Origin of the sequence: Rhizobium sp. L51/94, assembly GCF_019355555.1 — a bacterium.
In the GTDB taxonomy this organism is placed as follows: Bacteria; Pseudomonadota; Alphaproteobacteria; order Rhizobiales; family Rhizobiaceae; genus Rhizobium; species Rhizobium rhododendri.
This window is the reverse complement of sequence record NZ_CP072141.1, coordinates 2,788,656-2,807,225: the sequence shown is the minus strand read 5'-3', so window position 1 is coordinate 2,807,225 and position 18,570 is coordinate 2,788,656. Positions and strand designations below refer to the sequence as shown.

Annotated in this window: 16 protein-coding genes and 1 riboswitch; of the genes, 9 read left to right on the top strand and 7 right to left on the bottom strand. The window is 60.4% G+C overall.

Going from position 1 to position 18,570, the window contains the following annotated elements; all coding sequences use genetic code 11:
* The first annotated feature begins 9 nt into the window (after positions 1-9).
* Entirely contained in the window at positions 10-1,200 is a 1,191-nt protein-coding gene (locus J5274_RS13760) for a low temperature requirement protein A (RefSeq protein WP_142822950.1), read from the top strand.
* Between the two features lie 19 nt (positions 1,201-1,219).
* Here the strand turns inward: J5274_RS13760 and J5274_RS13755 are convergent, their stop codons facing one another.
* Entirely contained in the window at positions 1,220-2,284 is a 1,065-nt protein-coding gene (locus J5274_RS13755; protein ID WP_142822948.1) for a GGDEF domain-containing protein, read from the bottom strand.
* Between the two features lie 269 nt (positions 2,285-2,553).
* The gene (gene fumC, locus J5274_RS13750) at positions 2,554-3,945 is read right to left on the bottom strand and encodes a class II fumarate hydratase (protein ID WP_142822946.1); all 1,392 of its coding nucleotides are present in this window, start codon (positions 3,943-3,945) and stop codon (positions 2,554-2,556) included.
* A 503-nt stretch (positions 3,946-4,448) separates the two neighbouring features.
* On the opposite strand from fumC, the gene J5274_RS13745 reads away from it, so the two are divergent.
* Positions 4,449-6,266: a murein L,D-transpeptidase gene (locus J5274_RS13745; protein ID WP_142823591.1), complete on the top strand. Its 1,818-nt coding sequence runs from the start codon at positions 4,449-4,451 to the stop codon at positions 6,264-6,266.
* A gap of 69 nt (positions 6,267-6,335) precedes the next feature.
* Here the strand turns inward: J5274_RS13745 and J5274_RS13740 are convergent, their stop codons facing one another.
* A complete protein-coding gene (locus tag J5274_RS13740; RefSeq protein ID WP_224127700.1) occupies positions 6,336-7,013 on the bottom strand; it encodes an HAD family hydrolase in 678 nt (225 codons plus the stop codon).
* A gap of 210 nt (positions 7,014-7,223) precedes the next feature.
* Here J5274_RS13740 and rpiA point away from each other — a divergent pair, with 210 nt between their 5' ends.
* From rpiA to gor, 3 genes are all read left to right on the top strand, one after another.
* The gene (rpiA, locus tag J5274_RS13735) at positions 7,224-7,931 is read left to right on the top strand and encodes a ribose-5-phosphate isomerase RpiA (RefSeq protein ID WP_142822942.1); all 708 of its coding nucleotides are present in this window, start codon (positions 7,224-7,226) and stop codon (positions 7,929-7,931) included.
* Between the two features lie 4 nt (positions 7,932-7,935).
* Positions 7,936-8,523: a DUF2059 domain-containing protein gene (locus J5274_RS13730; RefSeq protein WP_142822940.1), complete on the top strand. Its 588-nt coding sequence runs from the start codon at positions 7,936-7,938 to the stop codon at positions 8,521-8,523.
* A gap of 120 nt (positions 8,524-8,643) precedes the next feature.
* Entirely contained in the window at positions 8,644-10,029 is a 1,386-nt protein-coding gene (gene gor, locus J5274_RS13725; protein ID WP_142822938.1) for a glutathione-disulfide reductase, read from the top strand.
* 56 nt (positions 10,030-10,085) lie between these two features.
* Here gor and J5274_RS13720 read toward each other — a convergent pair whose 3' ends face one another.
* Positions 10,086-11,375 (bottom strand): TadE/TadG family type IV pilus assembly protein, encoded by a 1,290-nt coding sequence (locus J5274_RS13720; RefSeq protein WP_142822936.1) that lies wholly within the window; start codon positions 11,373-11,375, stop codon positions 10,086-10,088.
* Positions 11,376-11,629: 254 nt separating this feature from the next.
* Between J5274_RS13720 and J5274_RS13715 the strand changes: the two genes are divergently transcribed.
* A complete protein-coding gene (locus J5274_RS13715) occupies positions 11,630-13,003 on the top strand; it encodes a class II 3-deoxy-7-phosphoheptulonate synthase (protein WP_142822934.1) in 1,374 nt (457 codons plus the stop codon).
* Between the two features lie 67 nt (positions 13,004-13,070).
* On the opposite strand, the gene J5274_RS13710 is transcribed toward J5274_RS13715, so the two are convergent.
* Both J5274_RS13710 and J5274_RS13705 read right to left on the bottom strand, forming a co-directional pair.
* On the bottom strand, positions 13,071-14,810 hold the full coding sequence (locus J5274_RS13710) for a pilus assembly protein TadG-related protein (RefSeq protein WP_142822933.1): 1,740 nt from the start codon (positions 14,808-14,810) through the stop codon (positions 13,071-13,073).
* Entirely contained in the window at positions 14,810-15,229 is a 420-nt protein-coding gene (locus J5274_RS13705) for a TadE/TadG family type IV pilus assembly protein (RefSeq protein ID WP_142822931.1), read from the bottom strand. Before J5274_RS13705 ends, J5274_RS13710 begins: the two co-directional genes overlap by 1 nt.
* Before the next feature lie 390 nt (positions 15,230-15,619).
* Between J5274_RS13705 and J5274_RS13700 the strand changes: the two genes are divergently transcribed.
* Positions 15,620-16,015 (top strand): GFA family protein, encoded by a 396-nt coding sequence (locus J5274_RS13700; RefSeq protein WP_142822929.1) that lies wholly within the window; start codon positions 15,620-15,622, stop codon positions 16,013-16,015.
* A gap of 31 nt (positions 16,016-16,046) precedes the next feature.
* Here J5274_RS13700 and J5274_RS13695 read toward each other — a convergent pair whose 3' ends face one another.
* Positions 16,047-16,577: a DUF1003 domain-containing protein gene (locus J5274_RS13695; RefSeq protein ID WP_142822927.1), complete on the bottom strand. Its 531-nt coding sequence runs from the start codon at positions 16,575-16,577 to the stop codon at positions 16,047-16,049.
* A gap of 187 nt (positions 16,578-16,764) precedes the next feature.
* Here J5274_RS13695 and J5274_RS13690 point away from each other — a divergent pair, with 187 nt between their 5' ends.
* Both J5274_RS13690 and bluB read left to right on the top strand, forming a co-directional pair.
* Entirely contained in the window at positions 16,765-17,595 is an 831-nt protein-coding gene (locus tag J5274_RS13690; RefSeq protein WP_142822926.1) for a TolB family protein, read from the top strand.
* Between the two features lie 38 nt (positions 17,596-17,633).
* Positions 17,634-17,834, top strand: a riboswitch (cobalamin riboswitch).
* A gap of 43 nt (positions 17,835-17,877) precedes the next feature.
* Complete coding sequence (gene bluB, locus J5274_RS13685) at positions 17,878-18,567, top strand: 5,6-dimethylbenzimidazole synthase (protein ID WP_142822924.1); 690 nt, start codon at positions 17,878-17,880, stop codon at positions 18,565-18,567.
* The last annotated feature ends 3 nt before the right edge of the window (positions 18,568-18,570 follow it).

Here is an 18,570-nt window from a genome sequence, read left to right as displayed (position 1 = left end):
GGATAGAGTATGACCGGTCGTAAAGCGGATGGATGGTTACGTCAGAAGGGGAGCCGGAACGAGCACCGGGTCTCGTTCGTCGAGTTGTTTTTCGACCTCGTGTTTGTGTTCTCGATATCTCAGCTTGCCCATGCGCTTTACGAGCATTTCACCGCGCTCGGCGTACTTCAGGCGCTGCTGCTGACGCTGGCCGTCTGGTGGGTGTGGATATTCACCACCTGGGTCACCAACTGGCTCGATCCGGACCGGCAGCCGGTGCGGGTGATGCTGTTCGTGCTGATGCTCGCCGGCTTGATTCTCTCTGCATCGATCCCCGAGGCGTTCGGCGAGAAGGGCCTGATGTTTGCCGGCGCATTCGTGTTCATGCAGGTAGGGCGCTCGCTGTTCGCGGTCTACGCGCTGCGCCACGCCGCCCCCTCCAATCACCGCAATTTCCTGCGCATCACCGTCTGGCTGATGTTGTCCGGCGTCTTCTGGATAGCCGGTGGCCTGGAGGAGGGAGAGGTACGGCTGGTGTGCTGGCTGGTAGCACTGGCGATCGAATATGCAGCACCGGCTGCCGGTTTCATTGTGCCGGGCCTCGGGCGCTCGACGCCTGCGGACTGGAACGTCTCGGGCGCACACCTGGCGGAACGCTGCGCGCTGTTCATCATCATCTGCCTCGGCGAGGCCATTCTCGAGGCCGGGGAGACCTTCTCCGAGATGCCGCTCGTGCCGCAGAGCATGATGATGCTCGTTTGCGTTTTCGCCGGCACGGTGGCGATGTGGTGGATCTACTTCCAGTTCGGCCACGAGCGTGCTGCCCATCGGATCGAGCATGCCGAGTTGCCCGGCAGTCTCGCGAGGCAGGCGTTCACCTACGCGCATATCCCTATCCTTGCCGGCATCATCGTCACCGTGGTCGCCAACAAGCTCGCCCTGACGCATCCGGACGATGTGGCGGACCTTGGCGTTGCCGGCGCTATCCTCGGTGGCCCGCTGATTTTCCTATGCGGTAATCTCTGGTTCAAGGCGACCACCGGCAACCGTCCGCCGCTGTCGCATCTTGTTGGTATTGCTGTTCTGTTGCTGTCGATGATGCTCGCGTCGCGGGTCGACAGGTTTGACCTAGCAATCCTTGCGACCGGCATTCTGGTCGGAGTGGCGCTGTGGGAATTTGTGTCGCTGCGGCACAGTTCACAGACCTTGCGGCAGCGCTGACCCGCTTCGGTATCGGGGCTCAGTTCTTGTAGATCAGCCAGCTCTTGCTGAAATCCTTCTGCATGCCGCTCTGATATTGCGACGTGCAGTTGCGTCCGGAATTTTTGGCCTGATAGAGCGCGATATCGGTGTTGCTGTAGAGTTCGCCCGGATCCTTCGCTTCCGACGCCATGCAGACGCCAAGCGACATGGTGATCGGCCCGTAGTCGACGCGGGTGCGCGAATTGCGGAAGGGGGTCGATTCGAGAGTGCGGCGGATCCGCTCGCAGATCGCCATCACCTCGTCAGCCGTATTGCCATCGATGATCAGGGCGAATTCTTCGCCGCCGGTGCGCGCAACGAAGACGTCACGGCGAACGTTGGCGCGGATTACTGACGCGACTGTCGCGAGGATCTTGTCGCCGACGGGGTGGCCAAAGCTGTCGTTGACCTTCTTGAAATTGTCGATGTCGCATAGCACCAGCGCCGTGACGGACTTCGCCATCGGATTGTCGAACACCGATGCGAGGCGGTCATCGAAGGCCCGGCGGTTGGAGAGGCGCGTCAGGGAATCGGTGTTGGCGATGCGCTTGTATTCGTCGAGTTCCTTGCGAACCTGGTCCATCTCCTGCGAGCGCTGGGCAACATCCTCAACCGTCTTTTCGCCGCGCGCCATGGTATCGCCGGTGGCTTCGGTCAGCATGTCGATCGCATTGCGCAGCAGGTCGGCGCTGTTGGCGGTCTTCGAGGTAATGCGGACGAAGGTTTCGCCGAGTAGCTTGTTGTAGCTGGAAAGCGATGTCTGTTCCTGCTTCAGGGCGCGCAGCACGCCGTCCAGCTCGTTTATGATCCGCGAATGGGCGTCGTCGTAGATCCGCGTGGAATGGGAAAAATACTGGCTGCCGAGAAGGTCGATCTCTTCCTGCGTGGCGTTGCTGCCAAGCGCTGCAAGGTCGCGGGTGAGGGCAGGGTTGGAGCCAATATAGGCTTCGTAGAAAAGCTCGTAATTGCGCGGGATCGGAGCAACGCCCATGGCTCGCATAGCATAGATGATCTGTCCTGCCACGTCGGGAATTTGCGACCTGGACGCAATCACCGTGCTCATTGGCGAACTCCTAAGGATTTAAATGACTATGGTTTATGTAGCCTAAATTTCTTTTGAAAAGATTAAGGGTAACCTTGCTGGAAATTAGTAATGAAATCCTGCGAATACTGTTAAGCTATTGAATATAATTGTAATTATCGGAAGTGTGGTTGCAGTTTTTGTTCTTGTCGGCGAGAAATGTCTACCAGAAGTTAATATTATATATGTCTAATTAAATGTTTTGGTTGCGTTGCGCATCCCGGCCGAAGCCGGGATGCAAGGCTCGAATGTTACTTCGGGCCGATCATGTTTTCTGGCCGAACCAGTGCGTCGAACTCCTCGTTGCTGAGGTATCCGCCGCCAACGGCTTCCTCGCGCAGCGTGGTGCCGTTCTTGTGGGCCGTCTTGGCGATCTTGGCGCAGGCGTCGTAGCCGAGGCGGCCGTTCAGCGCGGTGACCAGCATCAGCGAGTTCTCGACGCCCTTGCGGATGTTGTCCTCGCGGGCCTCGATGCCGACGACGCAATTGTCGGTGAAGGAGACGGCGGCGTCTCCGAGCAGCTGCACCGACTGCAGGAAGTTGTAGGCCATCATCGGATTGTAGACATTGAGCTCGAAATGACCCTGGCTGCCGGCAAAGGTGATTGCGGCATTGTTGCCGAAGATATGGGCGCAGACCTGGGTCAGGGCTTCCGACTGGGTCGGATTGACCTTGCCCGGCATGATCGACGAGCCCGGTTCGTTTTCGGGCAGCGACAGTTCGCCCAGACCGGCGCGTGGGCCGGAGCCGAGGAAGCGGATGTCGTTGGCGATCTTGAACAGGGCGGCAGCAGCAGCAGCGATGGCGCCGTGGGCAAAGACCATGGCATCGTGGGCGGCCAGCGCCTCGAACTTGTTGGGGGCCGTGACGAAGGGCAGGCCGGTGATCGCTGCGATCTCTTCGGCAACTTTCTCGGCAAAGCCGATGGGTGCATTGAGGCCGGTGCCGACGGCCGTGCCGCCCTGGGCGAGTTCATAGAGACCGGGCAGCGTCAGTTCGATACGCTTGATGGCCGAGCCGACCTGGGCTGCATAGCCGGAGAATTCCTGGCCGAGCGTCAGCGGGGTGGCATCCTGCGTGTGGGTGCGGCCGATCTTGATGATGTGGGCGAAAGCCTTGACCTTGGCTTCGAGCGCCTCGTGCAGGTGGCGCAGGCCCGGCAGCAGGTGGTGGACGATCTGCTCGGCGCAGGCGACATGCATCGCCGTCGGGTAGGTGTCGTTGGACGACTGGCTCATGTTGACGTGATCGTTCGGATGCACCGGCTTCTTCGAGCCCATGACGCCGCCGAGCATTTCGATTGCCCGGTTGGAAACCACTTCGTTGGCATTCATGTTCGACTGGGTGCCGGAGCCGGTCTGCCAGACGACCAGCGGGAAATGCGCATCGAGCTTGCCGTCGATCACTTCCTGAGCGGCGGCGACGATCACTTTACCGAGATCGGCGTCGAGCCCGCCGAGCTCCATATTGGCGCGGGCGGCTGCCTGCTTGACGATGCCCAGCGCGCGGACGATCGACATCGGCTGCTTTTCCCAGCCAATCTTGAAGTTGCCGAGCGAGCGCTGCGCCTGTGCGCCCCAGTACCGGTCGCTGGCAACGTCGATCGCGCCAAACGTGTCGGTTTCCTTACGGGTGGAAGTCATTCTGCTGCCTTTCGTGGGACCGTGGAGCTGCCGCTCCGTTCGAAAATCCGCGTTGTTATAAGGCCGATCCGCCGGTAAGAAAACAGCAAAGAGAAGTCTCCTGAAAGTTGCGTCGACTCGATCTTTCCAGGCCGCAAATTCCCGTGCTATTTATATCACGCGCATTGCCAATGTTTTTCGGCCGATTTTTACGCCTCAATTGCAACGCAAAATTCCACAAAAAATTAACCAATAATTTCATAATTTTGTGTGAACTTCTGAGCGTTCGACGCGGCCGAATCCCATGCGAAAAGCAAGTATTCGTGCGTCGTTCCGACCGGGTGGTTTTCTTCCAATTCACCGCCCGATCTTCTAGTATCGCTGAATTATTTGACATGAGCTCGGGCTGTCCGACACACCCATGACAGGGGACTGAATTGAGAACGACATTTCTGACGAAAGCAGCAGCATCCGTCCTGGCACTATCCTGTGGCCTGACGATCGTTGGCACGTCTGCGCATGCCATGACGCTGATGGATTTCATTCGTGGCGGCAAGGGTCGGTCGCAGCAGCAGGTTGACAGCAATCAGATCCTGCCTCCGAGCATGCCGATTGCTCCCGTCCCGAGAGAAGGTGCGGGTGGTGGTGGCCCGGCTCCGAAGGTCAGCTCGCCGACCTACTACACCTACAAGCCCGAGCCGATGCGCCTTGTCGCAACGAGCAAATTCGCGGATCCGGTAGTCACCGGTGCCGTCGCCGATGTGTCTGCCGCTCCTGTCGCAGTCGACCCGTCCAGCGCCCAGCGTCGTTATCTCACCGAAGCCCGGGTGTCGGCGACCAACGATGTCGCCAAGGCTCTGGAAGATTATTACGCCGACAGCAAGAAGCCGATGGTCTGGGTTGCCGATAATGCGGTGTCCGAGAAGGCCAAGGCCGCCATGGCTGTGCTGGCGCAGGCCGATCTCATCGGTCTCGATCCCGACGACTACAAGGTTGCCGTTCCCGTCATCGACGAGGGCAGCGTCAATCCTGCCGACCGTGACCGGGCCCTGACACAGTTCGAACTGGCTTTGTCGGCCAAGGTTCTCGCCTTCGTGCAGGACAACCAGCGCGGCCGCATCGATCCGAACAAGCTGTCCGGCTATCACGACTTCAAGCGCAAGGACGTCAACCTGATGCCCGTGCTGGGCAACCTGTCGCTCAGCCCTGATGTCACCGCCTATCTCAACAGCCGCAGCCCGCAGAACCCGCAGTTCGATGCCCTGAAGGCTGAATATGCCCGGTTGAAGGCCGAGACTACCAACGATGCCAACCGCGTCGCGATTACCCTCACCGGCATCATCAAGCCCGGCGATACCTCGCCGCAGATCGCCAACATCGTCAAGGGCATCCAGCTCAAGGGTTCCGATGCGCTGACGACATCTCATGCCGACGTGTTCTCGTCCTATCAGCAGACGCCGTTGTACACGCCGGAACTGGTCTCGCTTGTCGAAGCCTTCCAGAAGGAAAAAGGTCTGACGGCCGATGGCGTCATCGGCCAGTCTACCGTTCGTGCGATCGTCGGTGAAAACAGCGATGCCAAGCTGCAGAAGCTGACCATCGCCATGGAACAGCTGCGCTGGCTGCCTGACCAGCTCGGTCCGCGCTACGTCTTCATCAACCAGCCGGCCTTCATGGTCTACTACTACAACGACAACAAAGAAGCGTTGTCGATGCGCGTCGTCGTCGGCGCCAAGGGGCACCAGACGAACTTCTTCGAGAACCAGATCCAGACCGTCGAGTTCAACCCCTACTGGGGCGTGCCGCAGTCGATCATCGTCAACGAGATGCTGCCGAAGCTCAGGGCCGATCCGAACTATCTCGACAAGACCGGCTATCAGGTCGAGGTCAACGGTCGCGCCGTTCCTTCGTCCAGCGTCGACTGGTACGGATCGACCACCAATATCGCCGTGCGTCAGCCGCCGAGCAGCGACAATGCGCTGGGCGAACTGAAGATCCTGTTCCCGAACAGCCATGCGATCTACATGCATGACACGCCGTCGAAGAGCTTCTTCAAGAAGGACATGCGCGCCCTCAGCCACGGCTGTGTCCGCCTGGCCGATCCGCGCGCCATGGCAGCGGCAGTGCTGAACACGACTGTTGCCGATGTCGCCAAGCAGATCGCCACCGGCGAGAACAAGGCCGTGCCCGTGCCGCAGCGCTTCCCGGTCTACATCGCCTACTTCACGGCGTGGCCGGACAAGGATGGCGTCGTTCGCTACTTCGACGATGTCTACGATCGCGACACCTACACGATGAAGGCGTTCGCTACGACGACCAAGGTCCGCGAAGCGCAGATCTGATCGCCTCCCTCTGACAATGACTTTCGACAGGCGGCCCTCGGGTCGCCTGTTTCGTTTCGGAGATATGCCTCAGCGCGTTGCGAGCAGCCTTGTGACCAGTTCGGGCGTCAGCTCGTCGTAATGCTGGATGATGTGGTCCGGCGACAGGCTTGCAATCTCCACGTCGGAGTAGCCGAAGGGCACGGCGATCGACGGGACGGCGGCGTTGCGGGCGGCGAGGATGTCGTTGATGCTGTCGCCGACCATGATCGCCCGCGTCGCATCGCCGCCGGCCTTGTCGATGGTGCCGAGGATATGCTGGCCGTCAGGCTTGCGGACAGGGAAGGTATCGCCGCCAACGATGGTTGCGAAGTAGTGGTCGAGCTGCAGCTTCTGGAGCAGGGTTACAGCCAGCGCCTCTATCTTGTTGGTGCAGACAGCAAGCGCGAAGCCTTCGGCCCTGAGGCGGTCCAAGGCGGCGACGAGACCGGGATAAGGCTTGCTGTCGCCCGGCATGGTCTTGCCGTAGAAGTCAATGAAGCGCTCCATCAGAGGCGGCATGTCCTTTTCCTCGAGATCGTAACCGCCGAGCTTGCAGGCCCTTTGGATCATCGTCCTCGCGCCGTGGCCGACCAGATAGGTGAGGTCGTCAAAGCCGACCGGCTTGAGGTCGAGGGCGGCAATCGTGTGGTTTACGCTGGCGACGAGATCTGGCGCGGTATCGACCAACGTTCCATCGAGATCGAAGACTACAGTGGGAGTTTTCACGGGCAGACCGCCTTGGCTAACGGGGAGGGAAAAATGAGCCTTTCCAGTAAAAGATCGCGTCTGCCAATGCAACGCCGACGATCTCCGCCGGCCTCTTGCGCGCCTCTCGGAATGCCGCCGCAATTCTTTCGCACCGCCGAATTTTGGCTTCCGTTTGCCAAGCGGGCCGTGTAAACAGCACTCCATCGAAACGGTGGGAGCACGTGGCGCATGGACGCCCGCGAAATGAAGATCAAGGCTGCGGCAGTGGCTCTCGATTATGTCGAGAGCGGCATGCGGCTTGGCATCGGCACCGGCACCACCGCTGAAGAATTCGTCAGGCTGCTTGCCGAAAAGGTCGCCGACGGATTGCGGATCGAAGGCATTCCGACATCCGAGCGCACGGCGCGGCTCTGCATGGAGCTGGGCGTGCCGCTCAAATCACTGGACGAGCGCCCGGAACTGGACCTGACCATCGACGGCGCCGATGAACTCGACCACAGCTTGCGACTGATCAAGGGCGGTGGCGGCGCGCTGCTACGCGAGAAGATCGTCGCTGCCGCATCCGGCCGGATGATCGTCATTGCCGACGAGAGCAAGCTTGTCGAAACCCTGGGTGCATTTCCATTGCCCATCGAGGTCAACATCTTCGGGCTGACGGCAACGCGGATGATGATCGAAAAGGCTGCGGCCAGACTTGGGTTATCCGGCGCCCTGGCATTGCGCCAAGCAGGCGACCAGACTTTCACGACCGATGGCGGGCACTACATCCTCGATGCATCTTTTGGCCGCATTGCTGATGCAGAGGCGCTATCAGCCGCACTTCATTCCATACCCGGCGTTGTCGAACACGGGCTCTTTATCAACTTGGCGACGCTTGCGGTCATTGCCGGCCCGGCAGGCGCGCACACGCTTCACGCGCATCATACAGGAGATTGAACACATGATCAAAATAGCGGGTTTCGGCCGCCTGGCCGCTGCAACCGTTCTTCTTTCCGGCATGGCGTTCGGTTCAGTCAGCGCGCAGGAAATCTCCGAAGAACAGATGAAGGCTGCCCGTGCCGCGATTAACGCGCTCGGCATCACCAATCAGTTCGATTCCATTCTGCCGACGCTGGCCGAGCAGCTGAAAAGCACGATGATCCAGGCCAACCCGAATTTCCAGGAAGCCATCAGCTCGACCGTCGACCAGCAGGCGCTTGCGCTTGCTGCCCGCCGCGCCGACCTCGAGAAGGAAGCGGCTGCAACCTATGCCAAGTCGTTCACGACCGAAGAACTGAAGGCAATGGCCGACTTCTACAATTCGGAAGCGGGCAAGAAGCTCCTGAAGGATGGCCCGATCGCCACCCGCGAACTCTACAAGGCTGCCGACATCTGGGGACAGGGCATTTCGCGTGACCTCGCCAACCAGAGCAACAAGGCACTCGAGAAGATCGTCAAGGTTCCGCCGGCTCCGCCAGTTGCCGACGCCGCACCGGCACCGGCTGCCAAGGCACCTGCTGCAAAGCCGGCACCTGCTCCGAAGCCCTAATCGCTTCGCATATCTGCTATTCCAAAGCCCGGTTCATCCGGGCTTTTCTTTTTATCGCCGGTATTCCTATATCAGCATCGATCCAGCCGGCTCGCCGGCATAGAAATTCCAGGAGCTCCCATGCCGTCATTCGATTTTGATCTCTTCGTCATCGGTGGAGGCTCCGGCGGCGTGCGCAGCGCCCGCGTGGCGGCGTCGCTCGGCAAGAAAGTCGGGATTGCCGAGGAATTCCGGTATGGCGGCACCTGCGTCATCCGTGGTTGCGTTCCCAAAAAGCTGTTCGTCTATGCCTCGCAGTTCCACGAGCATTTCGAGGATGCGGAAGGGTTCGGCTGGACTGTCGGCAAGAGCACTTTCGACTGGAGCAAGCTGGTCGAGGCCAAGGACCGGGAAATCACCCGCCTCGAAGGCCTCTACCGCAAGGGCCTCGATAATGCCAAGGCCGAGATATACGACAGCCGCGCCGAGCTCGTCGATGCCCATACTGTGCGCCTCGTCAAGACCGGCCAGACGGTGACTGCTGAACGCATCGTCATCGCCGTAGGCGGAATGCCGAATGCGCACCAGTCGCTTCCGGGCCACGAGTTCTGCATCTCCTCGAACGAGGCCTTCGACCTGAAGACGCTGCCGAAGTCTATCCTGATTGCCGGCGGCGGTTACATCGCCGTCGAATTCGCCAATATCTTCCATGGCCTCGGCGTCGATACCACGCTCATCTATCGCGGTGCCGAGATCCTGTCGCGGTTCGATAACGACATGCGCCAGGGCCTGCATGAGGCAATGGTCGCCAAGGGCATCAAGATCCGCTGCCATGACGTCATCGAGGAAGTTACCAAGACGGCGGAGGGCCTGCAGGCCCGCACAAAGCAGGGCGATACGCTGACGGTCGACACGGTCATGCTGGCGCTCGGTCGCGATCCCCATACCAAGGGGCTCGGGCTGGAGGCCGCCGGCGTCAAGGTCGACGGTCGTGGCGCCATCGTCGTCGACGAATACTCGCGCACCTCGGTGCCCAACATCTTTGCACTCGGCGACGTCACCGATCGGGTACAGCTGACGCCGGTCGCCATTCACGAGGCGATGTGCTTCATCGAGACCGAATACAAGAACAATCCCACCAAGCCGGATCACCAGCTGATCGCCACCGCCGTGTTCTCGCAGCCGGAAATCGGCACCGTCGGCCTGAGCGAGGAGGAGGCCGCTAAAAAATACGAGGCGCTTGAAGTCTATCGCGCCCAGTTCCGGCCGATGAAGGCGACGCTATCGGGGCGGGCCGAAAAGAGCATCATGAAGCTGATCGTCAATGCGGCCGACCGCAAGGTGGTCGGCGCCCACATTCTCGGCCACGATGCCGGCGAGATGGCGCAGCTGCTCGGCATCACATTGAAGGCCGGCTGCACCAAGGACGATTTCGATCGCACCATGGCCGTCCACCCTACGGCTTCAGAAGAGCTGGTGACCATGTATACGCCGAGCTATCTGATCAAGAATGGCGCGCGCGTCTGATCAAGATTAATGGAGGCGAGCGCGCTATCTCGCGCTCGCCTCCAGTTTACCTGGTATCAGCTCGTCAGCCTGGACCCGTTGACCACCCGCATAAACAGCGCATTCATGGCATCGCTGATGCCTTGGGTCGGACTGACCTCGAAATAGAGGCCGGGTGACGCGCAGCTCTGCAGCTTGGCAGGGATCTGCTTGCTGAACGGATCGATCCACCTCACGTACCAAGGGTTAGCCGGCAGGGGCAGGTAGGTCGTATAGAGAATGGCTATCTTGACGCCGCGGTTCTTCAGGGGCGTACAGAAAGATGTGTCGATCGGCTCCTGGCAGCGGTTACCATCCAACGGTGCAGTGCAGCCGACCGGCTTGATGCTGTCGCCGACGCCGTCCGTCACGAAGAACAAGGTCTTCTGAGGGCTGCTGCTGGTGTAGCCATTTCCCGGTGTCGGGATTGTGGTGTTGAGCGCGGTCAGGGCGGTGTCGAAACTGGTCTGAGCATCGCTGTTATAGTTCTGCTGAGGAATGGTCATGAGATCGACGGCGCTGGTATAGGTCTGGACCTGCGCCAAGTCGGCCGTCAGGGGGGAGATCGTCGTCAGCGCCGCCGTTTCCGCCGCTGCGCCAAAGGTATAAACCGCCATGCGGTATTGGTCGGAGGAACTGCGCTGCGTCGTTGCAGTGGTTGTCAGGCTCTTCGTTGCCTCACGGACGACGTCGATTCGCATCGTAACTTTGAGGCTCTTTGCCAGCGTGTAATTGTCTTTGCCTTTGTTCGCGCCGGTCTCGTGACAGGCAAAGGCGCACTTGTCCGAGGTGTTGTCCTCCATGAGCGCCACATCATTCGGCGTGGCGCCTACGCCCATCGATGGCGTGTTGTCGATCAGGATGTAGAAATCCATGTAGGTCTGAGTCTGGTTTTGCGCCGTGGCCTTGCCTGCGATGGAGATGGTGTCCTGGCCGATTACATGCAGGAACGTCGTCGGCACTGTTGCCGTGAAGCTGACGTTCGACTGAAGCGTGTTGCCGGTCTTGGTGACTGCGATGGCGACCTTGACGTTGCTGCTGGTGAGTGCCGCGCTGTTCTGGGCAAAGAACAGCGAATTCGCATCGGTCTGGGCAACCGCGACGGTGCCATCCGACGTCATCCCCATGGCAGCGGTCACGCCAGGCGATTTTTCGGCGAGTGAACCGACGGCTGCGGCGTCGGCGGCAGCATATAGCTGGTTCCTGATATTCAGCGCATTGGCAAAGTCCACGGCCATGCCTGCGGTGCCGACTATGGGCACAAGCAGCAGTGCCGTCATGATGCCGAAGTTGCCGGATCTGTCTTTCCAGAGGTTTTGAATGCGCATCGTCGATAGCCCGTTCGCAGCTTTGCCGTCATGGCGATCGGTCGCGGCTATCATCGTCGCGGCGTTTGCGCGCTTTATAGGGTAGTTTCATCAACAATCCGGCAATTGCCGTGGTTTGTATTCGGTTAAAATCTGCATCGGAACGCGCAGAGAGTAGCCCCGCTATGCAAGTCGCACGCAAAGGGATATAAGCCGCGCTTATTTCGAAATAGCGGGAGAACCGGCGGAGACCGGGCGGAAAACAGGTGAGCACGATGGTACAGAATTGGTCCCCCAGCAGCTGGCGGCAGAAGCCTATCAGCCAGGTTCCGGAATACCCGGACAAGGATGCCGTGACGGTGATGGAAGCGCAGCTTGCGACCTATCCTCCGCTGGTCTTTGCCGGCGAGGCGCGTCGCCTGAAGAAGCACCTGGCGAATGTCGCCGAAGGCAACGCCTTCCTGCTGCAGGGCGGAGACTGTGCCGAGAGTTTTGCCGAACATGGCGCCGACAACATCCGTGATTTCTTCCGCGCCTTTCTCGAAATGGCAGTGGTGCTGACGTTCGGCGCCCAGCTGCCTGTCGTCAAGGTCGGTCGCATCGCCGGGCAATTCGCCAAGCCGCGCTCGTCGAATGTCGAGACGCAGGGCGACGTGACGCTGCCGGCCTATCGCGGCGACATCGTCAACGGCATCGAGTTCACCGAAAAGGCCCGCATTCCCGATCCGGAACGGCAGATCATGGCCTACCGCCAGTCCGCCGCGACGCTGAACCTGCTGCGCGCCTTCGCGATGGGTGGCTATGCCAACCTCGAAAACGTTCATCAATGGATGCTCGGATTCGTCAAGGACAGCCCGCAGGGCGAGCGCTACCGCAAGCTGGCCGACCGGATCAGCGAAACCATGGAATTCATGAAGGCCATCGGTATCTCGGCAGAGAACAATCCGAGCCTTCGCGAAACCGATTTCTTCACCAGCCACGAAGCATTGCTGCTGGGCTATGAGGAAGCGATGACCCGTGTCGACTCGACCTCGGGCGACTGGTATGCGACGTCTGGCCACATGCTGTGGATCGGCGACCGCACGCGCCAGCTCGACCACGCCCATGTCGAGTATTTCCGTGGCATCAAGAACCCGATCGGGCTGAAATGCGGTCCGTCGCTGACAGCCGACAACCTGCTGGAATTGATCGACGTGCTCAACCCTGCCAACGAGGCCGGGCGCCTGACGCTGATCTGCCGCTTCGGCCACGACAAGGTCGCCGACAATCTGCCGAAGCTGGTGCGCGCCGTCGAGCGCGAGGGCCGCAAGGTCGTCTGGTCCTGCGATCCGATGCATGGCAACACGATAACGCTCAACAACTACAAGACACGGCCTTTCGAGCGCATCCTGTCGGAAGTAGAAAGCTTCTTCCAGATCCACCGCGCCGAAGGCACGCATCCGGGCGGCATCCACATCGAGATGACCGGCAAGGACGTCACCGAATGCACTGGCGGTGCCCGCGCCGTCACGGCCGACGACCTTCAGGATCGCTACCACACCCATTGCGATCCACGCCTCAACGCCGACCAGGCGCTGGAGCTCGCCTTCCTGCTGGCAGAGCGCATGAAGGGCGGTCGCGACGAAAAGCGACTTGTCGCCAACGGCTGAGCAGTCTCAACATCACATCGAAAACGGGCCGGTCGAAAGACCGGCCCGTTTTGTTTTGGGACGTCGTCTATTGGACGAGTACGGGCTGCTGGCAGCGGACGTCTGTTACCGTGACGTCGGCCTGGCCGACCTTGACGCCGGCCAGAAGCAGCACGTTGCTGAGCAGATCGTTGAGCGGCGTGCTGATGCTCGAAAGCGTCATGGCCAGCGCTTGCTGAAAGACGGCCTTGGTGACGAGGGTGAGGCCCAGGATATTGATCGAATAGTTGGTGTTGGCGAAGAGGGACGAGATCGCGGAGGTCAGTGTGTCCGTGGTGGAGGCAGTCTTTTTCACCCCGGCAGCGATGTCTGCCGGCGTGAAGGTGAGCGTCGTCTTTGTCATATTTGTAATGGCGACGTGGGCGCTGGCCGTGGCGGTGATCAGGCCCAGCACGTTGACCAAGGTTGCAGCTGTCACGTCCGGGCCGGTCGCGAAATTGGAAAACTGTGTGGTGTCGACGTTGCCGATGTAGAGATCGGCGACGCCAGGTATGGTACTGACGGAGACATTGGCGTTCTGCGCGCCGTTGCCGAGGCAGGTGATGGCCGAAAGCTTTCCCGTCGCATTGGCCAGCTGCACGTAAAGCGGCAGCTGCACTTTGGTGCCAGCCAGCGCCGCCAGTGCGTCGATCGCTATGGATAGCTTGATACGGGTCTGGGAGGTGCGCACCACCGTGCCGACGGCGCCAACGGCCAGGGATGGTGTGCTTTGCGGCGGTTCGCCGATGGCCATCGTCATCTGCACCGTGGTGAGGCCTGGTATGGTGCCGCCGAGATTGACGGAAACCTGCTTGCTGCCATTGGCGGCGAGGGCGGCGGCCGTGACCAGATCCATGACGTTGGCAGCGAGGCTGATTTGCGAGCCGCTGCCGGTGGGTCTTTGGGCGACAGGCCCGAGCGACAATATATCGGCGAGCTTGAGCCGGAGCTGGGCACTGTTTGCCGCCGTCTGTACGGATTGAATGGCTTTCCGGGTGGCCGAGTTGAGACCGGCCTGACCGCCGATGGCATTGAGCACGTCGCCGAACTTGACGTCCGCCGCCAGTGTGTCGGCATAGCTGCCGGCGGTGAGGTTGAGGTTGGTCGCCAGCTTGTCGGTGACCGAGAGGGCGTTCACCTTGGTGGATAGCAGCGCGTTGTAATCCATGGCGCTGAGGGAAAGACTGGTCCCGAGCAAGCCACCCAGGACGGCATTCAGAAGTCCGTTGTTTACGCTTGCCAGCCCCGAGCCGATCGAAAATGCCGCAATCTTCTCTGTTGAGGCAGTGCCGACGGCCTCCAAAGTTGGCGGGGTTGCGAAACTCGCGGCAAAAATCAGTCCACCGGTCTGCTGGATTTTCACCTTGACGGCGTCGTATGGCGTGGCGCCCGGCACGAAGCGGCTGCCGAGGGCAATCGTCGGATCAGCGACGTAGGTGCCGAGCGTTATCGTTGCGATACCGTCGAACTTTGCCGCACTCACGGCGTCTCCAAGAGGCGACGTTCCGGTGTTCGAGACGTAGCCGCTTGCCGTCTGGACAGCCATATTCAGGTTATTGGTGCTGAAGTAGTTGAGAATATTGGCCTGGGCATTGTTTACGTCCGATGCCGCGACAATTGCGGACAGGTCGGCCGTCTGCTGCAGGCGGCGCTGCTGCAGCGTCAGCATGCCGTAATCGAGACCCAGGCTCATGCAGTAGAGAATGAGGGGTGCGGTGATGGCAGCCAGGATTGCGACGTTGCCTTGCTCGCTTAGGGTCCAGCGCCGCAGGATGGTTCCGATCGGCATCAGATGCCTCCCATGCGGATCGTAGCGGTGCGTACAATCGTCTTGCTTGGCATGGCGAAGCTGTAGAGGTTCCAGATCGGCAGGTCCTGGGCGTCGTAGGACAACTTGACCGTGAACTGGTTGGCGTTGGCCGGATCCGGCTGCACCGTGACTGTGAATTTGGCCGGGTTCAGAATGGCATCGTTAAGGGTGGAGGTGGTTATGTAGGTGTTGACCAGTTGCTCACGCTCGGCCTCGGTGACGCCGGCGATGGCGGTCCGGGCTGCATTGGCCGCGATCTGCTGAACGGAATGGGCGGCGCTGAGATAGATGCCGTAGGCGATCAACGTCATCAGCACGAGAATGAACACCGGAAAGATGATCGCAAATTCGAGGGCTGCAGTACCACGTTCGCAACGGCGAAATCTGCTCATAATCATCGTCTCCGTCTCCTCTTCGGTTGCGACAACCTTCCCAATCCTGCTGGTTCAATTTTGAATTGCGATATCCTAATATTAGGTTACCTATGCAATTTTTTGGCGGGTATATTTTTGAGCCACACGCACGCATGAATGGTGCGTGTCACATTAGATTGTCCCGAAATCGCACCTTTGGCCGTCAGATCTGGCTTTTTGGTGCGTCCAGGGGAACGACGGGGGGCGAAGATGGCTTAACGCCCTTTTAACTGCCTTTCGACGAGGGCTTGCCGGGAGCATTCAGCAAAGGGTCTGCTATCAGCGTGGCTGATGCTGCAGTCATGAAATCTGAAGTTGACAGCTGCATGCCGCACCATCAGGATGATACATAACGACAAGGATCGGGAAGGCGCTATGAAGGACGACCATACCGGATCTTGCCTCTGCGGCGCCGTGAAAATACGGACGACAGGTCCGCTCAGGGATGTGGTCGGGTGTCACTGCTCGCAATGCCGCAAGCAGACCGGACTCTACTTCGCCGCCACCAACGTGGCGACCGACCACCTTACGGTCGAGGGCGGTGAGAATGTCAGCTGGTATCGCTCCAGTCCCGCTGCCAGCCGCGGGTTCTGCAAGACCTGCGGCTCAGCGCTGTTCTGGGTCGCCGACGATGCCGAACAGATCTCGATCATGGCCGGCCTGTTCGATGATCCCAACGCGCTGAAAATGGGCCATCACATCTATTGCGCCGACAAGGCAGGCTTCTATAGCCTCCACGACGGTCTGCCCCAGTTCCCGAAATCCGACTAGCCATCGTCCGCAAGGGGCAGTCCCGCCGACGCTAGGCCTTTGCCTCCAGCAGCCTCGTAATGCGGCCCACTTCCTCCCTGAGGGCGGACAGTTCGGTCAACACCTGCAGGTCGATCTTCTCGTGCAGCGACAGGACTTCCAGTTCGGCCTTGAGGTTGACTTCATAGTCCTTGGCAGCCTCGAAGCGGTCGCGTTCGGTCTGGCGGTTCTGCGACATCATGATGATCGGCGCCTGGATGGCTGCGATCATCGAGAGGATCAGGTTGAGGAAGATGAACGGGTAGGGATCGAAGGCGCGTGACGAGAGCAGGATGGTGTTGAGCACCGTCCAGGCGACCAGGAACAACAGGAAGGAGACGATGAACGCCCATGATCCGCCGACGCGGGCGATCCCGTCTGCGAGCCGTTCCCCGACGGAGGCATTTGCGGAAAAGGCAGCGTTGACATCCGTCGAGATGATCTTGCGTTCGCGGGCTCGCTTCAGCACCCGCTTTTCGATGACGCCGAGATCGTCCGACGATTTATCGAAGTGGGTGTGAAAGAAGTTCGGGAGATTGGGCATGCGTGACTCCGATACTGGTTAGCGGCAGTATTCGGTTGCCACGATGAATTGCAACGGCAAAACATGGGAATGGCGATGCCTCACGCAATCGCGTCCAGTCGAGCCAGTTGATGTCGGGTGGGCGAGCCGTTAAAACCTCCCCGGTCGCCGTTTGCTTTTAGGCGGCGGCTTCGAGGATGGGTGAGACATGCGCAGTTCGGTCGAAATCTTCAACATTGCAACAGGTCGGAGCCGGGTCGTCTGGCAGACCGATCGTCTCGTCGAGGCGCCGAACTTTGCGCCAGACGGACGCTACCTGCTCGTCAACGATGACGGGCTTCTCTACCGCCTGTCGCTCGACGGGCTCGCCACTGTCGAGCGCGTCGACACAGGCTTTGCCAGCCGTTGCAACAACGACCATGGCATCTCGCCCGACGGTACGCTGATCGCGCTCTGCGACAAGGTCCAGTACGGCAAGTCCTGCATCTATCTCGTGCCTGCGGAAGGCGGTCTCCCCAGGCAGGTGACCACAAACCTCCCATCCTACTGGCACGGCTGGTCGCCGGACGGAAAGCATGTCAGCTACTGCGGCATTCGCGGCGATCTCTTCGACATCTACACGATATCGGTCGAGGGCGGCGAGGAGACGCGGTTGACCCATGGCGAGGGTCGCAACGACGGGCCGGACTGGTCGGCCGATGGTGCGTGGATCTATTTCAACTCCAGCCGGACCGGCCGTATGCAGATCTGGCGTATCCGGCCTGACGGTCGCGACCTGCAGCAGGTGACCGACGACGAGTTCGGCAACTGGTTTCCCCATCCGTCGCCGAAGAGCGACAAGGTGGTGCTGCTCTCCTACGACGGCGACGTCTTCGATCATCCGCGCGATCTCGACGTCCGCCTGCGGCTGATGGACATGGATGGCGGCAACATAACGACGTTGTTCGAGCTGTTCGGGGGCCAGGGGACAATCAACGTACCGAGTTGGTCACCCGATGGCGAGGAGTTCGCCTTTGTCAGGTATGAACCGGAGCGCTGAGCTCGCCTGCGATCCGCTTGCCATCGCCAGCCGGATCGCGCATATCTCCTTCATCAGGTGCCCGCCCAGGCGGGAGAATCGGGAAGCCGGTGCAAATCCGGCGCGTGCCCAACGCTGTAAGGCGGATGGCGATGCACAGGGAACGGTCAGTTATCCGATATGCCACTGGTTTCGACCGGGAAGGCAGCATCGCCAGATGAAGCCGAGCCAGAAGACCGGCCTGATAAGATAGACTGATCCCGCGAGGACGGCGGGCGGTTGGCATTGTTGGGGATATAAACGATGCGACCTGATTGCAGGGACGATCTCGTCCGCGCACACGCTTTTTCCGTCGCCGAGCGCGACGCCATCTACCACGCGATCGAAACGCGGCGTGACGTGCGGGACCAGTTCCTGCCGCAACCGCTGCCGGACGACCTGATCGCAAGGCTGCTGGGCGCTGCCCATCACGCGCCTTCTGTCGGCTTCATGCAGCCCTGGAATTTCATTCTCGTGCGCGACCCCGCCATCCGTGAGAAGGCCTTCGAAGCCTTCGAGCGCGCCAATGGCGAGGCTGCGTTGCAGTTCGAGGGCGCCCGTCGGGAGAGTTACCGGTCGCTGAAGCTCGAGGGCATCCGCAAGGCGCCACTCAGCATCTGCATCACCTGCGATCCGGATCGTGCCGGGCCCGTCGTGCTCGGCCGCACCCACAATCCGCGCATGGATGCCTATTCGACGGTCTGCGCCGTGCAGAACCTCTGGCTTGCGGCGCGAGCGGAGGGTGTCGGGGTCGGCTGGGTCAGCATTTTTCACGACGCCGATATCCGGGCGTTGCTTGGTATCCCGGAGCGGATCGAGATCATTGCCTGGCTCTGCCTGGGATTCGTAGACGAGCTCTATGGCGAACCGGAACTCGCCGTCAAAGGCTGGCGGCAGCGATTGCCGCTGGAGGATCTAGTGTTCGAGAATGGCTGGGGCCAGCCGCAGGGCTGAGGC